Origin of the sequence: Qipengyuania sp. S6317L1 (assembly GCF_023015615.1) — a bacterium.
Lineage (GTDB): Bacteria > Pseudomonadota > Alphaproteobacteria > Sphingomonadales > Sphingomonadaceae > Erythrobacter.
In genome coordinates, this window is sequence record NZ_JALKAJ010000004.1 from 338,754 (window position 1) to 356,395 (window position 17,642).

The 17,642-nt window shown below is 59.6% G+C and carries 18 protein-coding genes; 9 read left to right on the forward strand and 9 right to left on the reverse strand.

The features are described from left to right. Window positions 1-32: 32 nt before the first annotated feature. Together ptsP and MWU38_RS10815 are read right to left on the reverse strand one after the other, a co-directional pair. The gene (gene ptsP / locus MWU38_RS10810; RefSeq protein WP_247271815.1) at window positions 33-2,315 is read right to left on the reverse strand and encodes a phosphoenolpyruvate--protein phosphotransferase; all 2,283 of its coding nucleotides are present in this window, start codon (window positions 2,313-2,315) and stop codon (window positions 33-35) included. Between the two features lie 163 nt (window positions 2,316-2,478). Next, the gene (locus MWU38_RS10815; protein ID WP_247271816.1) at window positions 2,479-2,658 is read right to left on the reverse strand and encodes a DUF465 domain-containing protein; all 180 of its coding nucleotides are present in this window, start codon (window positions 2,656-2,658) and stop codon (window positions 2,479-2,481) included. Window positions 2,659-2,959: 301 nt separating this feature from the next. Here MWU38_RS10815 and MWU38_RS10820 point away from each other — a divergent pair, with 301 nt between their 5' ends. Beyond that, entirely contained in the window at window positions 2,960-3,157 is a 198-nt protein-coding gene (locus MWU38_RS10820; protein ID WP_247271817.1) for a DUF465 domain-containing protein, read from the forward strand. 196 nt (window positions 3,158-3,353) lie between these two features. Then, window positions 3,354-3,818 carry a DUF1465 family protein gene (locus MWU38_RS10825; protein WP_247271818.1) on the forward strand — a complete coding sequence of 155 codons (465 nt, stop codon included), beginning with the start codon at window positions 3,354-3,356 and terminating at the stop codon, window positions 3,816-3,818. Window positions 3,819-3,832: 14 nt separating this feature from the next. Here MWU38_RS10825 and glpK read toward each other — a convergent pair whose 3' ends face one another. Beyond that, window positions 3,833-5,323 (reverse strand): glycerol kinase GlpK, encoded by a 1,491-nt coding sequence (gene glpK, locus MWU38_RS10830; RefSeq protein WP_247271819.1) that lies wholly within the window; start codon window positions 5,321-5,323, stop codon window positions 3,833-3,835. A 117-nt stretch (window positions 5,324-5,440) separates the two neighbouring features. Here glpK and MWU38_RS10835 point away from each other — a divergent pair, with 117 nt between their 5' ends. Both MWU38_RS10835 and MWU38_RS10840 read left to right on the forward strand, forming a co-directional pair. Beyond that, the gene (locus MWU38_RS10835; RefSeq protein WP_247271820.1) at window positions 5,441-6,319 is read left to right on the forward strand and encodes an MBL fold metallo-hydrolase; all 879 of its coding nucleotides are present in this window, start codon (window positions 5,441-5,443) and stop codon (window positions 6,317-6,319) included. Window positions 6,320-6,323: 4 nt separating this feature from the next. After that, window positions 6,324-7,025: a VIT family protein gene (locus tag MWU38_RS10840; RefSeq protein WP_247271821.1), complete on the forward strand. Its 702-nt coding sequence runs from the start codon at window positions 6,324-6,326 to the stop codon at window positions 7,023-7,025. 24 nt (window positions 7,026-7,049) lie between these two features. Here MWU38_RS10840 and MWU38_RS10845 read toward each other — a convergent pair whose 3' ends face one another. Together MWU38_RS10845 and MWU38_RS10850 are read right to left on the reverse strand one after the other, a co-directional pair. Then, complete coding sequence (locus MWU38_RS10845; RefSeq protein WP_247271822.1) at window positions 7,050-7,478, reverse strand: DUF1499 domain-containing protein; 429 nt, start codon at window positions 7,476-7,478, stop codon at window positions 7,050-7,052. Between the two features lie 33 nt (window positions 7,479-7,511). Beyond that, window positions 7,512-9,125: an AMP-binding protein gene (locus MWU38_RS10850; protein ID WP_247271823.1), complete on the reverse strand. Its 1,614-nt coding sequence runs from the start codon at window positions 9,123-9,125 to the stop codon at window positions 7,512-7,514. A gap of 130 nt (window positions 9,126-9,255) precedes the next feature. On the opposite strand from MWU38_RS10850, the gene nadA reads away from it, so the two are divergent. Together nadA and MWU38_RS10860 are read left to right on the forward strand one after the other, a co-directional pair. After that, window positions 9,256-10,257, forward strand: a complete 1,002-nt coding sequence (gene nadA, locus MWU38_RS10855) for a quinolinate synthase NadA (RefSeq protein ID WP_247271824.1) — start codon at window positions 9,256-9,258, stop codon at window positions 10,255-10,257. A 77-nt stretch (window positions 10,258-10,334) separates the two neighbouring features. Then, the gene (locus MWU38_RS10860; RefSeq protein WP_247271825.1) at window positions 10,335-11,654 is read left to right on the forward strand and encodes a DUF2254 domain-containing protein; all 1,320 of its coding nucleotides are present in this window, start codon (window positions 10,335-10,337) and stop codon (window positions 11,652-11,654) included. On the opposite strand, the gene MWU38_RS10865 is transcribed toward MWU38_RS10860, so the two are convergent. After that, window positions 11,651-12,583: a DMT family transporter gene (locus tag MWU38_RS10865; RefSeq protein ID WP_247271826.1), complete on the reverse strand. Its 933-nt coding sequence runs from the start codon at window positions 12,581-12,583 to the stop codon at window positions 11,651-11,653. The two genes, MWU38_RS10860 and MWU38_RS10865, sit on opposite strands and share 4 nt — an antisense overlap. A gap of 69 nt (window positions 12,584-12,652) precedes the next feature. On the opposite strand from MWU38_RS10865, the gene MWU38_RS10870 reads away from it, so the two are divergent. Further along, complete coding sequence (locus MWU38_RS10870; RefSeq protein WP_247271827.1) at window positions 12,653-13,768, forward strand: alkene reductase; 1,116 nt, start codon at window positions 12,653-12,655, stop codon at window positions 13,766-13,768. Between the two features lie 43 nt (window positions 13,769-13,811). Here MWU38_RS10870 and MWU38_RS10875 read toward each other — a convergent pair whose 3' ends face one another. Both MWU38_RS10875 and lipB read right to left on the reverse strand, forming a co-directional pair. Next, complete coding sequence (locus tag MWU38_RS10875; RefSeq protein ID WP_247271828.1) at window positions 13,812-14,177, reverse strand: hypothetical protein; 366 nt, start codon at window positions 14,175-14,177, stop codon at window positions 13,812-13,814. Then, window positions 14,174-14,875, reverse strand: a complete 702-nt coding sequence (gene lipB / locus MWU38_RS10880) for a lipoyl(octanoyl) transferase LipB (RefSeq protein ID WP_247271829.1) — start codon at window positions 14,873-14,875, stop codon at window positions 14,174-14,176. Before lipB ends, MWU38_RS10875 begins: the two co-directional genes overlap by 4 nt. A gap of 68 nt (window positions 14,876-14,943) precedes the next feature. On the opposite strand from lipB, the gene MWU38_RS10885 reads away from it, so the two are divergent. Then, window positions 14,944-15,774 (forward strand): hypothetical protein, encoded by an 831-nt coding sequence (locus MWU38_RS10885; RefSeq protein WP_247271830.1) that lies wholly within the window; start codon window positions 14,944-14,946, stop codon window positions 15,772-15,774. A gap of 53 nt (window positions 15,775-15,827) precedes the next feature. Beyond that, entirely contained in the window at window positions 15,828-17,183 is a 1,356-nt protein-coding gene (locus MWU38_RS10890) for an MFS transporter (protein WP_247271831.1), read from the forward strand. 15 nt (window positions 17,184-17,198) lie between these two features. Here the strand turns inward: MWU38_RS10890 and arsC are convergent, their stop codons facing one another. Further along, on the reverse strand, window positions 17,199-17,543 hold the full coding sequence (gene arsC, locus MWU38_RS10895) for an arsenate reductase (glutaredoxin) (RefSeq protein WP_247271832.1): 345 nt from the start codon (window positions 17,541-17,543) through the stop codon (window positions 17,199-17,201). Between the last annotated feature and the right edge of the window lie 99 nt (window positions 17,544-17,642).

Sequence of the window (17,642 nt, forward strand, 5' to 3'; positions counted from 1 at the left end):
AACCAAAAGATAGCCAGCGCGAGCCTGCCCGGTCAGTCGATTTCGATATCGCGCGCCGTGGCCCATTGGGTAAGCTCTTCACGCAAATCCGTCTGTGGCTTGGCAAGCCAACCGCTCATGGCCTCAGTGATCTCTTCAAGGTTCACCTTGCGCACCAATTCCTTGATCGGGCCGACCGCAGCCGGCGTGATCGACAGGCGGCGATAGCCGATACCCATGAGCGCCAGTGCTTCCAGCCGGCGCCCGCCCATTTCGCCGCACACGGCAAGCGACACTCCGCTGCCCTCAACTTGCGCAGCAACCCGTTTAAGAAAGCGCATGATCGGAATGGAAAGCCAGTCATACCGCTGCGCCAGCGCCGGGTTGCCCCGGTCTGCTGCGAAAAGGAATTGCGTGAGATCGTTGGTTCCGATGGAAAGGAATGACAGGCGCGGGAGCAGAAGGTCGAGCACTTCGGCAAGCGCAGGCACTTCAAGCATGGCGCCGAAATGGATTTCCTTGGGGACCATCTTCTTCTTCGAGCGCAGGAAAGCGAGCTGTTCGTCGAACACCTGCTTTGCAGCGTCGAATTCCCACACCTCGGATACCATCGGGAACATGACATAAAGCGAACGCCCCGCCGCCGCGTCAAGCAAGGCGCGGGCCTGTGCTTTCATCAAGCCGTCGCGTTCCAGTGCCAGACGTAGCGCACGCCAACCCATCGCCGGGTTTTCATCCTGGCTGGCAATCTCGGAGGCGAGATAAGGCACCGCCTTGTCACCGCCGATATCGACCGTGCGGAAAATGACAGGTTTGTCTCCCGCTGCATCAATGACATCGCGATACAGCTTCTGCTGTCTCTCGCGCTGGGGCAAAGTGGCTGAGACAAGGAACTGGAACTCGGTACGAAAAAGGCCCACCCCGTCCGCGCCGGTCAATGACAGTGCGCCAATATCGTCGCGAAGCCCGGCATTCATCATAACCGAAATGCGCGCGCCGCATTTGGTGAAAGGTTCAACATCGCGCAGTTTCGCATAGGCGGCCTGACGCTCCTTCGACTTGGCAAAGCGCGCCGCGAATGCGTCGGCCACGGGCTGTGCGGGACGCACGGTTGCGATCCCGGCGGTGGCATCAAGCAGGATTTCATCGCCGTCGCGCACCATCCCGCGAAGACCGCCATTGCCATTGTTCGCCCGGCCAAGCACCGGCACGCCCATGGCGCGCGCGACTATCACGACGTGAGCGGTAAGTGACCCCTCTTCAAGGATGACACCTTTCAACCGCCGGCGATCATATTCGAGAAGTTCGGCAGGCCCCAGATTGCGCGCAATCAGAATGGTGTCCTTGCGAAGTCCCTGCTGCGCAGCGGTGCCCAATTGTCCGGACACGATACGCAGCAGCCGGTTCGACAGATCTTCAAGATCGTGCATCCGGTCGGCGAGCAGCGGATCGTCAATTTCGCGCATGCGCATGCGGGTGTGCTGCTGCACGCGCTCAATCGCGGCTTCGGCGGTCAGACCTGAATCGATCGCTTCATTGATGCGCCGCGACCAACCCTCGTCATATGCGAACATCTTGTAGGTCGCGAGGACCTCTTCATGCTCGCCGCCGACACCGAATTCGGCGCTGTTTGCAAGCCCGTCAATCTGCTCGCGCATCTTGTCAAAAGCGTTGTAAACGCGGTGACGCTCTGCCTCGGTGTCTTCGGCCACAACCTGCGTGATTTCAACACGCGGCTGGTGATAGGCGGCAACGCCGTTGGCAAGACCCTTTACCAGAGTCAGGCCGGGAATCGTTTGCGGACCGGATTGTTCGGGGGTGAGGCCAAGTGCCTCTTCCTCATCGACCAATTCGGCATTGGCGATGAGTTCGGACAAGACCATTGCCGTGGTTTGAAGCGCCTCTATTTCAACGGCTTCATATCGGCGCGGGTCGACATGCTGGACACACAAAACACCCACCGCCCGCTCACGGTAAACGATGGGAACACCCGCAAAGGAGTGGAATTTGTCCTCGCCCGTTTCCGGCCGGTAAAGAAAGTCGGGATGCGCCTTGGCTTCGGCAAGGTTCAGTGTTTCCACCCGGTCCGCGATCGTTCCGGTCAACCCCTCGCCAACCGCCATACGGGTGACGTGCACCGCGCTTTTGTTAAGACCGCGCGTTGCAAATAGCTCAAGCATTCCTTCGCGCAGGAGATAGATCGAGCAGACCTCGGAAGAAAGGCTTTCCCCGATCACATCGACCACTTGGTCGAGCTTACCCTGCGCGTGCATGCGCGAGGCCATCACATCGTGAAGGCTGGTCAGGATCTGGCGGGCTGCATCAACGGCGGTCATCGTAAAAAGACCTTAGCGATCAATGGTGCAAACGCAAAGGCGCGACCGTGTGTCGATGCGACAAATGCCATGGAATTTGAGCCGGACACAATGCCGCGCCATGCGCCGCCATTTTCAAAAGGGCTGTAATGGATGCTCGGGCCGCTGGCCCGCTGCACGCGCTCTAGCTGCGTCGTATCTCTTCTTTGAGCTTTAGCTTTTGCCGCTTGAGAGCCTGTACTGCTGCCGCATCGGGGGCTGGCCTCGCCATTTCGTCGCGCAAGCGGGCCTCAAGACCTGCATGTTTGGTTTGGAGAGCACTTAGGTGTGAAGTTTGTGCGCCAGAAGAGTGGGCAGTTGCCATATTCTCGGTCTCCTATGTGTTGTCGGGGGTCCGCCCCCGGATGGCGACTCGGCAAAGGGGGCCGGGCCGCAGATCAGATACAATCATACCTTGCCCCAACATGCAAAGCCGGGCCGCGATCAGATTGCTTCGAAAGGTTCTGCGTTTCGGACCATCCGATCAACCGCGGTTCACCCCTTAGGCGCGGGTTTACTTCACCACGGCGCTTGCGGTGGCCATTGCAAACCGGCATTAACGCCTTGCGCGCCGAACCACGGGTTTTGGTGCGGGCCAGAACCAATCCTTTGCGGCGTGGACCAAGATGAACGAGCAAGAGCTGCAAAAACGACTGGAACTTCTCAAGACCGAGCACCGCGATCTCGATGTAGCGATTTCAGCCTTGACCGAAAATGGAGTCAGCGACCAACTTCAGGTCGCGCGCCTCAAGAAACGCAAGCTCAAACTCAAAGATCAGATCGCCGTCATTGAAGACGCGCTGCTGCCCGATATTATTGCCTGATCGGATTTGGTGCGCAATCTGGATCAAATAAGCAGCCCCATACGGCTCGATTACGCAGTTTTACCTAGGTATCGCCCTTAGGCCGGTAAGCATCGCAACCTTATCGTCCCCCTCAGAGACAGGTCGCAAATCTAAACAGGATAGTAACCATACGCTACTGGAATACCGGGGCGCAGCCGAGTAGCTCTGGGGACATATGGCAAAATCAACAAATCTTTCGCGCCCTATTATCGAGGCGCTTTACACTGAAGCTCTGGTTTTGGCCGATGACGTGCGCGCGGTGTTTGCACGCGGTGCGCACGAACCTGAAATCGGCGCGGATACGATGGTGCGTCTTGCGCTTTCGACCGAAGGTTTGAAGACGACCACGCGCATGATGCACATTCTTGCTTGGCTGCTTAACCAACGCGCCTTTTTCTCCGGCGAGCTCAACGAAGATCAAGTGCGCAAGCACGGCACCCTTCCCCCCGACCGCCCTTCCGATCCCAAGGCGCTTGCATCGCTTGAGCCTGCCACGCGCGAACTGATCGCCGAGAGCGAGCGGTTGCACGAACGCATTTCGCGCCTCGATGAAGCATGGCGCAGCGGCTTTGAAATGGAGTCGCCAGCGCGCGCGTTCCATTCACGGCTTGAACGGCGCTTCAACGCCCATGGCCTCTAGGGCTTGAGAAGAAATCAGGGCCTTGGCTCGCCCACACTAAATGAAACGGCGCGCTGCCACATGGCCAGCCTGCCTTCACGAACGCTGGCATCCATTTGCGGCTCAAATGTCGTCAATTCGCCGCGCATCGCTTCGGCGGCGCCCTCCAAATCGCCGTAAAGCCCCACCCCGCTCGCCGCCAGCATCGCGGCGCCGAGTGCGGTGGTTTCAACAAATTCGGGGCGCTCCACGGGCATGTCCAGAATGTTCGCCAGATCCTGCGCCATCCAGTTGTTTGCTGCCATTCCGCCATCAATCCGCAAGGTTTCCCAACGTCTCCCATCTGCGGCAAAGGCGGTGCCCAGGTCGTGCGTCTGATGCGCCATCGTTTCAAGCGCGGCGCGCGCAATGTGCGCCTTGCCGCTTGAGAAGCTGAGCCCCGAGATCACGCCGCGCGCCTGCGGCTGCCAATGGGGCGCACCCAGCCCGGAGAGGGCAGGGACGATCGTTACACCGCCACTGTCGGGAATAGAGCGGGCAAGGCCCTCGGTCTCGCTCGCTTCGTCGACGATGCCAAGGCTATCGCGCAGCCATTGCACAAGGCTTCCCGCAACGAACACCGACCCTTCGATGGCATAGGTGCGCTTGCCCGCAATCTGCGAGAGCACCGTGCCAAGCAGGCGGTGGCCCGAGCGCGGGATCTTGGTGCCCTGATTGGTGAGCACAAAAGCGCCTGTGCCAAAGGTAGCCTTGGTCTCGCCCGGCGAGAGGCAGGCTTGCCCGATGGTGGCCGATTGTTGATCCCCGGCAAGCCCGGTGATGGGAATGGCGCGGCCAAACAAGGAGGCATCGCTCAATGCAAGGCCACCCGACATATCGACCACATGAGGCAGCGCCGAGATCGGAACACCGAAAAGATCGCAAAGCTCGTCGCTAAAGCTTGTATCGGACAAACCCATCAGGAGCGTGCGGCTCGCATTGCTTGCGTCCGAAATATGCGAAGCGCCGCCCGAAAGTTTGAATGTCAGCCAGCTTTCAACCGTGCCAAAGGCGAGCGTGCCAGCAACTGCGGCGTCGCGAACTTGTGGGACATTGTCGAGCATCCAGCGCATTTTGGTGCCGGAAAAATAGGGGTCGAGCAAAAGCCCGGTGCGTGCCTGCACTTCGGGCTCATAGCCTTGTCGACGCATATCCTCGCAAAAATCGGCCGTGCGACGATCCTGCCATACGATTGCCCGGGTAATCGGGTCGCCGGTATTCTTGTCCCACGCGACCACGGTTTCGCGCTGGTTGGTGATGCCTATGCCTGCGATCAGAGCGGCGCCGCCCGCTGCGGGGACCACCTCCCTTGCACAGGCAAGCGTCTTTTCCCAGATTTCCGCTGCATCATGCTCGACCCAGCCATCTTGCGGATAATATTGCGTCAGCTCTTTTTGAGCGCTCGCGGCAAGGCGCCCATCGCTTGTAAAGAGCATGGCTCTGGTCGAAGTGGTCCCCTCATCGAGGACCAGAATATAGTCGCTCATGCCCTCACCTCACAATAAGCGGAAAATCCGCGATGCCTTTGCACCCGGGCATCGCTACGAGGGAAAGCATAAACTCTCAATCGACTTCCACCAGTCCTTTCTGCATAGGTAGGGAATATGGCAAAAATACCTCCCAAGCCCTGGCCCACAGGCCTTGCCGATCAGGTCGAACCGCTGGTGACCCGCGTGCTTGCCCCCAATCCCTCGCCCTATACCTTTACCGGTACGCAAACCTATGTGGTGGGAGAGGCGAATGGCCCTGACTGCGCGGTGATTGATCCCGGCCCCTTTGAGGCGGCGCACATCGAGGCGATTATGGAAGCCGTCGGAACACGCAAAATCGCGGCGATCATGTGCACCCACACACACCGCGATCACTCTCCTGCGGCAAAACCGCTCGCGGCTGACACAGGCGCGCCCGTTGTCGGCTGCGCGCCGCTCGTGCTTCAAGTTCAGGGCCCGCGATCCGATGAGGCGTTTGACAGCACGTACGCGCCCGATCGCGTGCTCGAAGATGGCGAACAAATGCGCGGGACCGGGTGGACGCTGACCGCTGTGGCGACGCCGGGACATACCTCGAACCACCTGTGTTTCGCATTGGAAGAAAGCGGCGCTTTGTTCACGGGCGATCATGTCATGGGATGGTCCACCAGTGTCGTGATCCCGCCTGATGGTGATATGGGCGACTATATGACGAGCCTTGAAAAGCTGATGGCACGCGAGGACACGGTTTACCACTCAGCCCACGGCGCAGCGATCACGAAACCCAAACAACTGGTGCGCGGCATGATCGGCCACCGCCGCCAGCGCGAAAACCAGATCCTGCGGCTGATGGGCGAGCGCGCGCGACCTGTCTCAGAGTTCATTCCCGACATGTACAAGGGGTTGGACGAACGCCTCATTGGCGCTGCCGAGATGAGCGTCACCGCCCATCTGCTCGACCTTGAAAAGCGCGGGCTCGCATCGCAGGACGCAGGCGTGTGGAACACGAAGTGATCCGATGACACCAAGCGCCCATCCCGATGATCCGCATTATGTCGGGCGCGGCGGGTGGCTGCGCGCAAGCGTGCTTGGCGGGAATGACGGGATCATATCGGTCGCATCGCTCATCATCGGGGTCGCCGCTGCCACCCCTGACCCATCAGTGATCGCGATTTCAGGTGTCGCAGGATTGGTGGCAGGCGCATTGTCGATGGCGGCGGGCGAATACATTTCCGTCTCGGCACAGCGCGATTCCGAACAGGCCGATATCAAGCGTGAGAAACAGGCGCTCAAGACCATGCCCAAAGAGGAGCTTGCCGAACTCACCGCCATTTACAAAAAGCGTGGTCTCAGCGACGAAACCGCCGCTCTGGTCGCGCGCGAATTAATGCAGAACGACCCCCTCGAGGCGCATTTGCGCGATGAGCTGGGCCTGTCCGATGATCTGGCTGCAAAGCCGCTGCAGGCCGCCTTTGCATCGGGCATCACCTTCACTATCGCCGCGGCGTTGCCGGTTATCGCCTCTCTGATTGCTCCGCCCGGCTGGACGATTTACGCGATTGCGCTCGTCTCGGTGATCGCACTCGCCATACTCGGCGCCACGGGTGCGAAACTGGGCGGCGCGCCGGTTTTTCCAGCCGTGATCAGGGTCGTTGGGTGGGGTATTCTCGCGATGGCAGTAACCGCTGCGATCGGCTCACTGTTCGGAGTTGCGGTCTAGCCGGTCCCAACACCGCACCCGTTGTCAAAGGGCCTCGCGCAAGCTTGCCACCCGCTTGGCATTGGCGCCCCCATCGGAATGGCCGACGCGCGATGCCGAACGGATGTGCACCTGCCCCTCGCCCCGGCGGAATTCGACATCATCGACAAAGCCAAAGACATCGGATTTGAACTCCGCTGCGATATAGTCATCGCGCGTTTCAATGACTGTGCCCCCTTGCGCAGCGATTACCTCTGGCAGCTTGTCCCATGCCTCGGGCGCGAGAGGTTCGACCGCCTTCTCTGGCGCGGTGCCCTCCTCGCTGCTTACGCAATTGGGGCTGTCGGGGCATGGCGAAAGGCGACCATCGACAAGTCCGGGGGCCTCCCCGTTTTGCGACACCAGCCCCAGCACAAAGAACGCCGCAGCGCCCAGTACCGCAAGGCCCAAAAGGCCAATGATCAAAGCTTTCAATATATACAATTGCTGTCCTTCCTTTGAGAGCAATCAAGTGCCCGCCAATGCGCCTTTTGCAAAGTCTTCGGCAAGCTGAAATTTCCGGATCTTGCCAGAGCCCGTCAGCGGAAACTCTTTCATCCACACCCAGTGCGCCGGTGTCTTTTGCGGGGAGAGACGCTCGCGCACAAAGGTTTTGAGGTCATCGTCTGATGGCCGCTCCGTCCCTTCGGCCAGCCGCATGAAGCATGCGACAATCTCGCCCCATTTTTGATCCGGAACACCCGCCACCGCGACCTCTGCAATTGCCGGATGTTCAATCATCGCCGCCTCGATTTCGGCGGGGAAGAGGTTTTCGCCCCCGCGAATGATCATCTCTTTCACGCGGCCCGTTATCTTGACATAGCCGCGCGCAGAAATGCTGCCCAGATCGCCCGTATGAAGCCAGCCGTCCTTGTCGATCGTCTCGGCGGTTGCGGCAGGATTGTCGTTATAGCCCGCCATCATATTGAAGCCGCGCATACATATCTCGCCCTGCTCATCGATCGCGCAAACGCTGTTGTCGGAAGGCCTTCGGATCGAGACTTCCATATGGCTGCACGGCTGACCGATGGTTTCCAACAGTTCCGCGCCCGTATCGGTTGGCCACGCGCCAGTGATCGCAGGCGAAGTCTCCGTCTGGCCGTAAACGATAAGAATCGGCACACCGAAAACCTTTTGCGCCGCGCGGTTCAGTTCCGGAGGCACCATGGCCCCGCCTGAAAGCACCGTGCGCACGCACGATACGTCGGTGCCGGTCGCCTTGGCCGCTTCCATGATGGCAAACAGCATGGTGGCAACACCGCCCAGCACCTCGGGCTGTTCGCGCTCGATCGCCTTGGCGACTGCGACCGGATCGAACAATGACACCAGTAGCAACGTGCCGCCTCGCGAAAATGTACCCAACACGCAAACCGCGCTTCCCGCAGTATGGAACAGCGGGAACGGACACGTCACCTTGTCGCCGACACCAATACCCCAGCGCTCGAGAATGTCCTTGTTCGACTGGACGAGGCCATGCTGGTGAAGCAGCACACCTTTGGGAAAGCCGGTGGTGCCCGACGTGTACTGGATCATGACGATATCGTGCGGCCCGGTTTCGCGTAGCTCCCCGTCCTTCTCGCCTGCGAACAATTCGCCGTGGTCGGTCATGTCGATGACGAAGTCTGAGGCAGCTAAGCCGGCGGCGGCTTCATCGACGATTGGACGCAATGCACTCCCTCGCACATTGGGCTGATAATATACCGCGCCCGATCCCGATTGATCGAGCACATAACGCACTTCGCGCGCGATAAAGCTGGGGTTGACGGTCACCACCACCAGGCCCGCCATCGCCGCGCCCATTTGCAGGAGCACCCACTCAGGGCAATTGCCGCCCATCACCGCAATGCGCGTGGCCTTAGGGTGACGCGAAGCGAGCGCGCGCCCCGCCCGTTCGGCGTCCGCCAGAAGCTCGGCATAGGTCCAGTCGCGCCCGGCCGAGCCGTCTTCCAAAAGCTCGCGCATGGCAAGCGCGTCGGGTCGTGCCTCGGCCTGTTCGCGAAGCACGCCCTCAATCGTGCGCTTCTTATACTCGGTATCGGCCTGCGCCGGGCAAAAGGCCTCTTTGAGATCAAGCTCATACATCGCGCATCTCCCCTCCAGTGCGGCGGCAAGGCTAGCACAGTTTGCGCGCGAGTCATTCGCAAACTGAGGCCTCGCAAAGCGAAGCAATGATGCCTATATGACGCGCAACAAAGTAAGCAGGGATCAATCTATGAGCTTCGAGAGCAAAGTGCCGAGCGGGGACGAACTTCACGCAGAAATCAAGCGCCTCAAGGAAGAGCGCAACGCGGTGATCCTCGCGCACTATTACCAGACACCCGACATTCAGGATATCGCCGATTTCGTGGGCGACAGCCTCGAATTGTCGCGCAAGGCGGCGGAAACGGATGCGGATGTTATCCTGTTTTGCGGGGTGAAATTCATGGCCGAAACCGCCAAGATCCTTTCCCCTGACAAGACCGTAATCCTGCCCGATATGGACGCAGGCTGCTCCTTGGAAGACAGCTGCCCGCCGGAGAAGTTCAAGGCGTTCCGCGAGGCGAACCCCGATCACATCGCGCTCACCTACATCAATTGCTCTACGGAAGTGAAAGCGCTCTCGGACATCATCGTCACCTCTTCCAGCGCCGAGACGATCCTGTCGCAGATCCCCGAAGATCAACCGATCATCTTTGGCCCGGACCGGCACCTTGGTGGCTGGCTCTCACGCAATTTCAATCGCGAAATGCTGCTGTGGCCGGGCGTGTGTGTAGTGCATGAGGCGTTTTCCGAAACCGAGCTTCTGAAACTCAAGGCACAGCACCCCGGCGCGCCAGTGGCTGCGCACCCCGAGTGTCCGCCTGCGATCATCGATCACGCCGACCACGTCGGTTCGACCAGTTCGATCCTGAAATTTGCAAAAAGCTTCGAAGGTGACACGCTGATCGTCGCGACCGAGCCGCACATCATGCACCAGATGGAAAAGGCTCTGCCTGAAAAAACCTTCATCGGCGCGCCCGGTGCAGACGGCAACTGCAACTGCAACATCTGCCCCTACATGGCGCTGAACACCATGGAGAAGATGTACACTGCCCTGCGCGATCTCGAACCCCGCATCGAGATGGACGAGGAACTGCGCGTTCAAGCCAAGAAGAGCCTCGACAAGATGCTCGAAATGGCCAGCGGAACCGTGGGCCAAGGCGATCTGGGGTTTGTAAAGTTTGGGGGAAGCTAAGGCGTGCTGGCACTGCCAGCAGCCAAGTTTTTGCGTGACCGCGCAACCAAAATGGCCCGCCGTTAGTTTGTAGGTGCATGACCGCTGAAATCCGCTTCTTCTGGGCGCGCCTGAACGCCAACTATTGGTTCTACCCTGCGACCTTTGCGCTGTTCGCGGCGGTCCTCGCCTTCACCACCGTCTATCTCGACCGCAACGGCTTTGCCGATTTTCTCTCCAATTACGATTGGTTGGTGCCGGTACGCCCAAAGGGCGCAGCCGATATTCTCTCGGTAATGGCCGCAACCATGATCGGCGTTGCCTCGACAGTGTTCTCGATCACGCTGGTTGCGGTCACCTATGCCAGCGGCACCTATGGCCCGCGCCTGCTGACCAATTTCCTCGAGGACAAAGGCAATCAGATCAGCCTTGCGATGTTCATCGGGACATTCGTCTACACCCTGATTGTGCTTCGCTCGGTGCGCGCCGAAGACGAGGTCGCCGCCTCAACCACTGATGCAACAGCGACTGCCCTGCCCGGTTTTGCCCCGCAGCTGTCGCTCTTGGTCGCTTATCTTCTGGTGGCGCTGTGCGTCGGCGTGCTGGTCTTTTTCCTGCACCACGTGCCATCGTCCATCCGCATTTCCATGGTTCTCGAACGGGTTGGGAATCAGCTGCTTTCAGCGCTTCGCAAGACCTACCCGATCGAGGACGAATTTCGCGACGCGCGCCCTTCCGAAGGCGGTGAGACGATCACTTCGTCACGAGCAGGCTACGTCCAGATGATCGATTTCAAAGACCTTGAGGAATGTGCAGATAAACATGATTGCACCCTTTCGCTCAGGGTTCGCACTGGCGATTTCGTCCACCGCGACCTGCCATTGGTGGATGTAAACGGGGCGAGCGCCGAGGAATTGGAAGACGCCGTCAAAGAACATTTCACCATCGGCCCGGTGCGCACGCGCGAACAGGACCCGCAATATCTGATCGATCAATTGGTTGAAATCGGTCTTCGCGCGCTTTCTCCGGGGATCAACGACCCGTTTACCGCGATCACCGCGCTCCATTGGCTGGGCGCGGCGACGTCGGAGATTGCCCGCCGTGACCTTCGCAAGGATGTGTGCGGACGCGATGCCGACGATTGCCCGGTCATCCCGCTGCCCGACACGTATGAGCATTACCTCCAGCGCGGGCTTGGCTCGATGCGCAGTGCCGTATCGACAAGCGCAAATGCGACGATGGTCATGCTCGATGTGATCGTGAAAGCGGCTGAACCTGTAGACGACGACACAAGAAAAGCGGGCTTGAGACGCCAGGCCGATATGTTGATCGAACAGGCGCGCGAGGAGCTCAAGGGCGCTGATCTCAGGCAAGCCGCTGAGCGTTACCGCGAGCTGCAGCGACAAGTGCCTGCCTAACGCCGCCTTCGCGCCCTTGCCTGAGCTACGCGTGACACCACCAGCGCAGACCCCAGAAGCAGCATCCCCACAATATCAAGCACGCTGAGGACCTCGTCAAAGACCCAATATCCGATCGCCGCCGCGATTGCCGGTTGGGTGAGCAGGGCAAGACCGATGAATAGCGGAGGGAAGTGGCCAAGCGAATAAACAAGGAGCCCCTGCCCGATAAGCTGGCTGGTGATGAACAGCACGATCACAGGCGTCCAATCGGTCGGCCAGACGGGCTCTCCCAGAATAAGCGCGAGGCCCAGCAGAAAGGGACAAGCAAAGATGCTTACCCAGACAAGCAAACTCCACGATCCGAATTGCCCTCGCTCGTTCTGGAGCGTGAGGAGATAGACCGCATAAAGCAGCCCCGCCGTGATGCAGAATAGGTCGCCGACGAAAGTTCCGGCTGAAATCTCCAGAGATCGCCCCAGCAAGATTGCCGCCCCGCCAAGCGCGCAGACAATGGCGAGCCAGTCGAACCCTCGTGGCAGCATACGCGCGGCGATAAAGCCCCAGAACAGTAGGATGATCGAGCCTGCATTGCCGAACAGGGTCGCATTGCCAAGACGCGTCATCTCGATCCCGATGTGCCAGCTGGCAAGGTCACTTGCGAAGGCCAATGCGCCGACAGCAACGATGGCAAGCGTCTTGCGAGGGAGGCCGCGCAAGGGCTGACCCGCGACGCGGGCAAACAGAATTAGGAACGGCAACGCCAGAAACAATCGCCAGAAAGCAGCGCTCACCGCGCCTGTATCAGCAAGGCGCACCAGCCACGGGCCAAGCGCGAGCGCGACATTTCCCGCCAGAAGCGCAGCCAGCAGAAGTGCCGAACGCAGCGTGCTGATCTCTTCAACACCCTGCCCGGCAACATTCTCTTCGCGTGCCTCAACCGTTTCCATGCTTGCGCCCTAGCCCCCTTGCCGCCATGTGAATAGCCAAATGAAACTGATCCGAAAGGAAATCCACTGATGCATGATGCTCTATTCCAGCCGCTCAAGATGGGCGCGCTCGAAGCCAGAAACCGCATTTTCATGGCTCCGCTCACCCGCGGTCGCGCGGCCGATCCGATGTTCGTGCCCAATTCGATGATGGAAACCTATTACCGTCAGCGTTCAGGTGCAGGTATGATCCTGACCGAGGCGACGGGTATCAGCACGGAAGGACTCGGCTGGCCGTCGGCTCCCGGCATCTGGTCGGATGAACAAACCGAGGCGTGGAAGCCCATCGTTGATGGCGTGCACGAAGAAGGCGGCCTTATCGCCATGCAACTTTGGCACATGGGCCGCATCGTGCACCCCTATTTCCTTGACGGGAAGCCTCCTTTCTCTGCCAGCGAAACCAAGGCTCCAGGCGAAGCCCACACACCAGAGGGCAAGAAGGAATTCGTGACTGCGCGCGCCATGACGCATGACGATATCAAGCGCACGGTCGATGATTACCGCCGCGCGGCTGAAAACGCGAAAAAAGCCGGGTTCGACAGCGTGCAGTTGCATGGTGCGAACGGCTATCTCGTCGATCAATTCCTGCGCGATGGCACCAACAAGCGCGAAGACGAATATGGCGGCAGCCCCGAAAACCGCACCCGTTTCATGCGCGAAGTGCTCGAAGCGATTGTCGATGTATGGGGTGCGGACCGTGTGGGCATCCGTCTCTCGCCCAATGGTGACAGCCAGGGAACCGATGACACCAATCCGCCTGCAATCTTTGGCGCTGCGGCCAAGGTCGTCGAGGATATGGGCCTTGCCTATCTCGAACTTCGCCAACCGGGCCCCGATGGCACATTTGGCAGAACCGACGTACCCAAACAGGATGCTTTGATCCGCAGCATCTATTCAGGCGCACTGATCCTCAATTCCGATTACACCGCGCAGGAAGCCGACGATGATGTGACCAGCGGCCGCTGCGATGCGGTCAGCTTCGGGCGCCCCTACATCTCCAACCCTGATCTCGAAAAACGGATCGCAGCAGGGGCCGAGTTCAACCCGAACAAGGACGTTCCCAAAAGCTGGTATTTCCCGATTCCCGAGGGCTACATCGACTATCCGACGATGGAAGAAGAAAAGGCCGACGCTAACGCAGCCTGAGCTGTGCGAGGCTGATTGAGAAGCTAATTCGCAAAAAGCCGTTCTAGAAGGCCGGGGGATTGATTGTCGTTCCTCCGGCCTCTTCTGTTTGGGGCACCGGGCGACCGGGTCCGGCTGTCACCGGCCCTTGGGGCTCTGGCGCGGGCTGCTCACCCTCGGGCGCGGCCTCATCTTCGCGAACCAATGGCTGAACATTCGAGGGTGCGCTTGAAGATGACTGCGCGCTGCGCTCCGCTGGAGGCGATGTAGAAGTCAGCTCTTCCAATGCGATCATATCATCGCTGATGGTGCCGCCGAGGATTTCCCCCGCAGCCTCTCCGCCTGTTTCGGTCGAGACCGGCTCAGCGGCCTCGTCTCCGCAAGCGGATAGAGCGAAAACAACAAGGGGAGCGACCCAGATTTTCTTCATGTTTTGCATGCCCTTATGCGGGCCGCTTCAAGCGTGCCCAAAAATCCGTCCGCGCGCTTCATCAGCGCCTCATCCCATTGATCGGCAGATACGTCTTTGCCAAGCCTCGCAAGGCTGGTGACGCCGAATTCGTCAATGCCGCAAGGGATAATCCCGCCGAAATGCGAAAGGTCGGGGTCAAGATTGACGGAAAGCCCGTGCATCGTAACCCAGCGCCGCACCCGCACGCCAATCGCACCGATCTTTGCCTCGCGCCCGTCAATATCCTCGCACCAGATACCAACGCGCCCTTCTGCGCGCCATGCCTCGATTCCGAAATCGGCAAGTGTATCGATCACCCACCCTTCAATCGCATGGACAAAGCAGCGCACATCCTTGCCGCGCTTGCCCAGATCAAGCATGAGATAGCCCACGCGCTGTCCCGGCCCATGATAGGTATATCGCCCGCCGCGCCCCACTTCGACCACATCGAAGCGTGGATCGGTAAGTTCTGCCGGATCCGCGCTTGTGCCCGCTGTGTAGACCGGGGGATGCTCAAGCAGCCATATCTGCTCTTTTGCCTCGCCAGCAACAATCGCGTCATTGCGCGCCTCCATCGCCTCCAGTGCCTCGCGATAAGGCACGAGCGCATCGTCCCGGCGCCATTCAATGCCGGCGCTTGCGAGTTCTTGGGGCAAAATTTGTGCTGCGCTTGCCATCGCTTCCGCGTGGCGGCAATGTCCGCGAAGTTCAAGAGGGAAATACGCTTTAAGGAGCCGGGGCCAAGATGAATTTTGATATGAACAGCTGCTGGGCGCGCGCTGTAGAGCTGGTGCAGGCCAATTTTCAGCTGTTGCTGGTGATCGCGGGAATTTTCCTGCTGTTGCCATCGGTCGCGCTTTACCTGTTTTTTCCCGATATGCAGACCATGGCGGACCCGTTTGCAGACCAAGACGTGGTCGCTGCGCAAATGGCAGAGATGGCAGGGCCGCTCATCGGGGGCGGGTTGTTTTCGACCGCCTTTCAGTTTGCAGGATACGCCGCGATGGTCGCCCTGATGAGCGAGGCGCGCCCGACCGTTGGCCAGGCGCTGACCACGGGCGTTAAAACCGTGCCAAGTGTGTTTGCGATCCTGATCCTGTTTTTCATCCTCTATTTTCTCGGCGCGATGGTGATCGTGCTGCCGATCACCCTGCTTGCCGGACTTACAGGAGCGGCTGCAATCGGATTAATCGCCCTGATCCCCGTGGTTGGATTTGTTGCGTGGCTTTTGGGTCGCTTGTCGATGTCGATGCCGGTGCTGGTGCTGGAAAAAACACTCAATCCGATCACCGGCATCACCCGCAGCTTTGCCCTGACCAAGCCCAAGCAATGGCCCATCGTCGGTTTCTGGGCCGTGATCGTGGTGATCTTCCTTGTCGTCAGCATGATTTTTGGCGGTGTGATGACCCTGGTCGCAAGCGCACTTGGCGGAGGGCTTGCGACGGCTCTTATCATTGGACTTGCCAATGGCCTGACCAGCATGATTATCGGCATGGTGATCTCTGCAGTCGCAGTCGCGATGTATGGGCAACTGTCAGGTCCAAGCGCCGATGCGATCGAAGATACATTCGGATAGTCGCGGCAATCCCCGATTGATCTGAGCGCGCCGCTGGCCTAGCGGCATAAGCAATGGCCGATATGAACCCTTCAATTCAGGCTGAAAAAACAGCGAGCGCGATCCCTACGGTACGCATGGCGCTGCTGTTCACGGTTATGCTTGTGACGGCGGCTGGCAATACCGCGATGCATTCGGTGATGCCATCAATCGGCACCGCGCTTGAGATCGATGACGTCTGGATCAGCTTGGCCTATTCATGGTCGGCGCTTTTGTGGGTGGTATGCGCGCCTTACTGGGCGAGGCGCTCTGACAAGCGGGGGCGCAAGTCGATGATGGCCTTGGGGCTTGTCGGTTTCATTGCGAGCATGGGCCTTTGCGGACTGGTCTTGTGGATGGGTTTTGCCGGGTGGATCGCAGGTCTTACAACGCTTCTCCTCTTTGCAATCGCACGAAGCGCATATGGCGCATTCGGCAGCGCAGCTCCGCCTGCGGTGCAAGCCTATGTCGCGGCGCGAACATCGCGTGCAGAGAGAACCAAGGCGCTTTCGCTGGTCGCATCAAGCTTTGGATTGGGAACGGTGGTCGGCCCGGTCCTGGCCCCGCTGATGATCATCCCCTTTTTCGGCATAGGCCTCACCGGTCCTGCATGGTGTTTTGCGCTGATCGGAGTGGCGACGCTCATCCTTTTGCGCCTGCGCCTTCCCAATGACACGCCGCAATTCGAAGCGCGCGGCAAGGCCTTTGGCGATCCCAATGCGGGCCTTTCCAACTCTGATGATCTGGAAGGCAGCGATGAAGAAGAAAGCAGCGTCCTGCCAGGCGGCGATCAGCCGCGCCTCAAATGGTTTGAACCGCGCCTTCGCCACTGGGTGATTGCATCGCTATTTGGTGGTCACGCACAGGCAATGATCATGGGAGTGATCGGATTTCTGGTGCTCGACAGGCTGGGCATGCGCGACAATTTTACCGAAGGCGCCGCCCTCGTCAGCCTTGTCATGGTGTTTGGCGCGATCGCGACACTGCTTGCACAATGGGGCATCATTCCCCGCTTCAAGATCGGCCCGCGCGCGGCCACCTTGTCGGGCATGATCGTTGCCGCTTTTGGCACCGCTATCCTCGGGGTCGCCGATACCGTTGTCGGCCTCTCGCTCGGCTATGCGATTGCCTCGCTCGGTTTTGGCCTGTTTCGGCCGGGGACGACCGCCGGAACATCGCTCGCCGTCTCCCGTGCAGAGCAAGGGCAGGCATCCGGTATTGTCGCAAGCGTTGCCGGCGCAAGCTTCATTTACGCCCCCGCACTCGGCGTTTGGCTTTACAATATCAGCGACTGGCTCGGCTTTGGCTTTATCATCGCCGTCTGCCTTGCCGTTGCGCTTGTGGGATGGCGCAATCTTGAAGCGGACGAAGTGCTGACCACCGACCGCTGAGGGCCTTGCAAGGCGTTACAGGAGGTCGTGAACCTTTTCCTGCGGGCGACAGATCGCAACGCCTTTTTCCGTCTCGACAATCGGACGCTCGATCAGGATCGGGTCGGCTGCCATCGCCTCAAGCACAGTGTTTGCATCCGCGCCGGTCAGCCCGCGCTCTTTTGCATCGGTGCCCCGAATTCGCAGCCCCTCGCTCGGCGTGATGCCCGCGTCGGAATAAAGCTGCGCGAGCTTTTCACGGCTGGGCGGGTTCTTGAGATATTCCACCACCGTCACCTCGACTCCATCGGACTCTTCCAGAATCGCCAATGTCTTTCGCGAAGTGCCGCATTTGGGATTGTGCCAGATGGTTGCTTTCATGGTGGGTTTCCTTGGGATTTCAGGGGGCGATTATTCGCACTAATCCCTAGCGAGTGCGACCCTTTTTGGCCACAGCGCCTTGAGTTGCGAATTATTCTC

Coding starts and splice junctions, on each gene's coding strand:
- ptsP (WP_247271815.1), bottom strand. CDS start 2,315: ATGACCGCCGTTGATGCAGCCCGCCAGATCCTGACCAGCCTTCACGAT.
- MWU38_RS10815 (WP_247271816.1), bottom strand. CDS start 2,658: ATGGCAACTGCCCACTCTTCTGGCGCACAAACTTCACACCTAAGTGCT.
- MWU38_RS10820 (WP_247271817.1), top strand. CDS start 2,960: ATGAACGAGCAAGAGCTGCAAAAACGACTGGAACTTCTCAAGACCGAG.
- MWU38_RS10825 (WP_247271818.1), top strand. CDS start 3,354: ATGGCAAAATCAACAAATCTTTCGCGCCCTATTATCGAGGCGCTTTAC.
- glpK (WP_247271819.1), bottom strand. CDS start 5,323: ATGAGCGACTATATTCTGGTCCTCGATGAGGGGACCACTTCGACCAGA.
- MWU38_RS10835 (WP_247271820.1), top strand. CDS start 5,441: ATGGCAAAAATACCTCCCAAGCCCTGGCCCACAGGCCTTGCCGATCAG.
- MWU38_RS10840 (WP_247271821.1), top strand. CDS start 6,324: ATGACACCAAGCGCCCATCCCGATGATCCGCATTATGTCGGGCGCGGC.
- MWU38_RS10850 (WP_247271823.1), bottom strand. CDS start 9,125: ATGTATGAGCTTGATCTCAAAGAGGCCTTTTGCCCGGCGCAGGCCGAT.
- nadA (WP_247271824.1), top strand. CDS start 9,256: ATGAGCTTCGAGAGCAAAGTGCCGAGCGGGGACGAACTTCACGCAGAA.
- MWU38_RS10860 (WP_247271825.1), top strand. CDS start 10,335: ATGACCGCTGAAATCCGCTTCTTCTGGGCGCGCCTGAACGCCAACTAT.
- MWU38_RS10865 (WP_247271826.1), bottom strand. CDS start 12,583: ATGGAAACGGTTGAGGCACGCGAAGAGAATGTTGCCGGGCAGGGTGTT.
- MWU38_RS10870 (WP_247271827.1), top strand. CDS start 12,653: ATGCATGATGCTCTATTCCAGCCGCTCAAGATGGGCGCGCTCGAAGCC.
- MWU38_RS10875 (WP_247271828.1), bottom strand. CDS start 14,177: ATGAAGAAAATCTGGGTCGCTCCCCTTGTTGTTTTCGCTCTATCCGCT.
- lipB (WP_247271829.1), bottom strand. CDS start 14,875: ATGGCAAGCGCAGCACAAATTTTGCCCCAAGAACTCGCAAGCGCCGGC.
- MWU38_RS10885 (WP_247271830.1), top strand. CDS start 14,944: ATGAATTTTGATATGAACAGCTGCTGGGCGCGCGCTGTAGAGCTGGTG.
- MWU38_RS10890 (WP_247271831.1), top strand. CDS start 15,828: ATGGCCGATATGAACCCTTCAATTCAGGCTGAAAAAACAGCGAGCGCG.
- arsC (WP_247271832.1), bottom strand. CDS start 17,543: ATGAAAGCAACCATCTGGCACAATCCCAAATGCGGCACTTCGCGAAAG.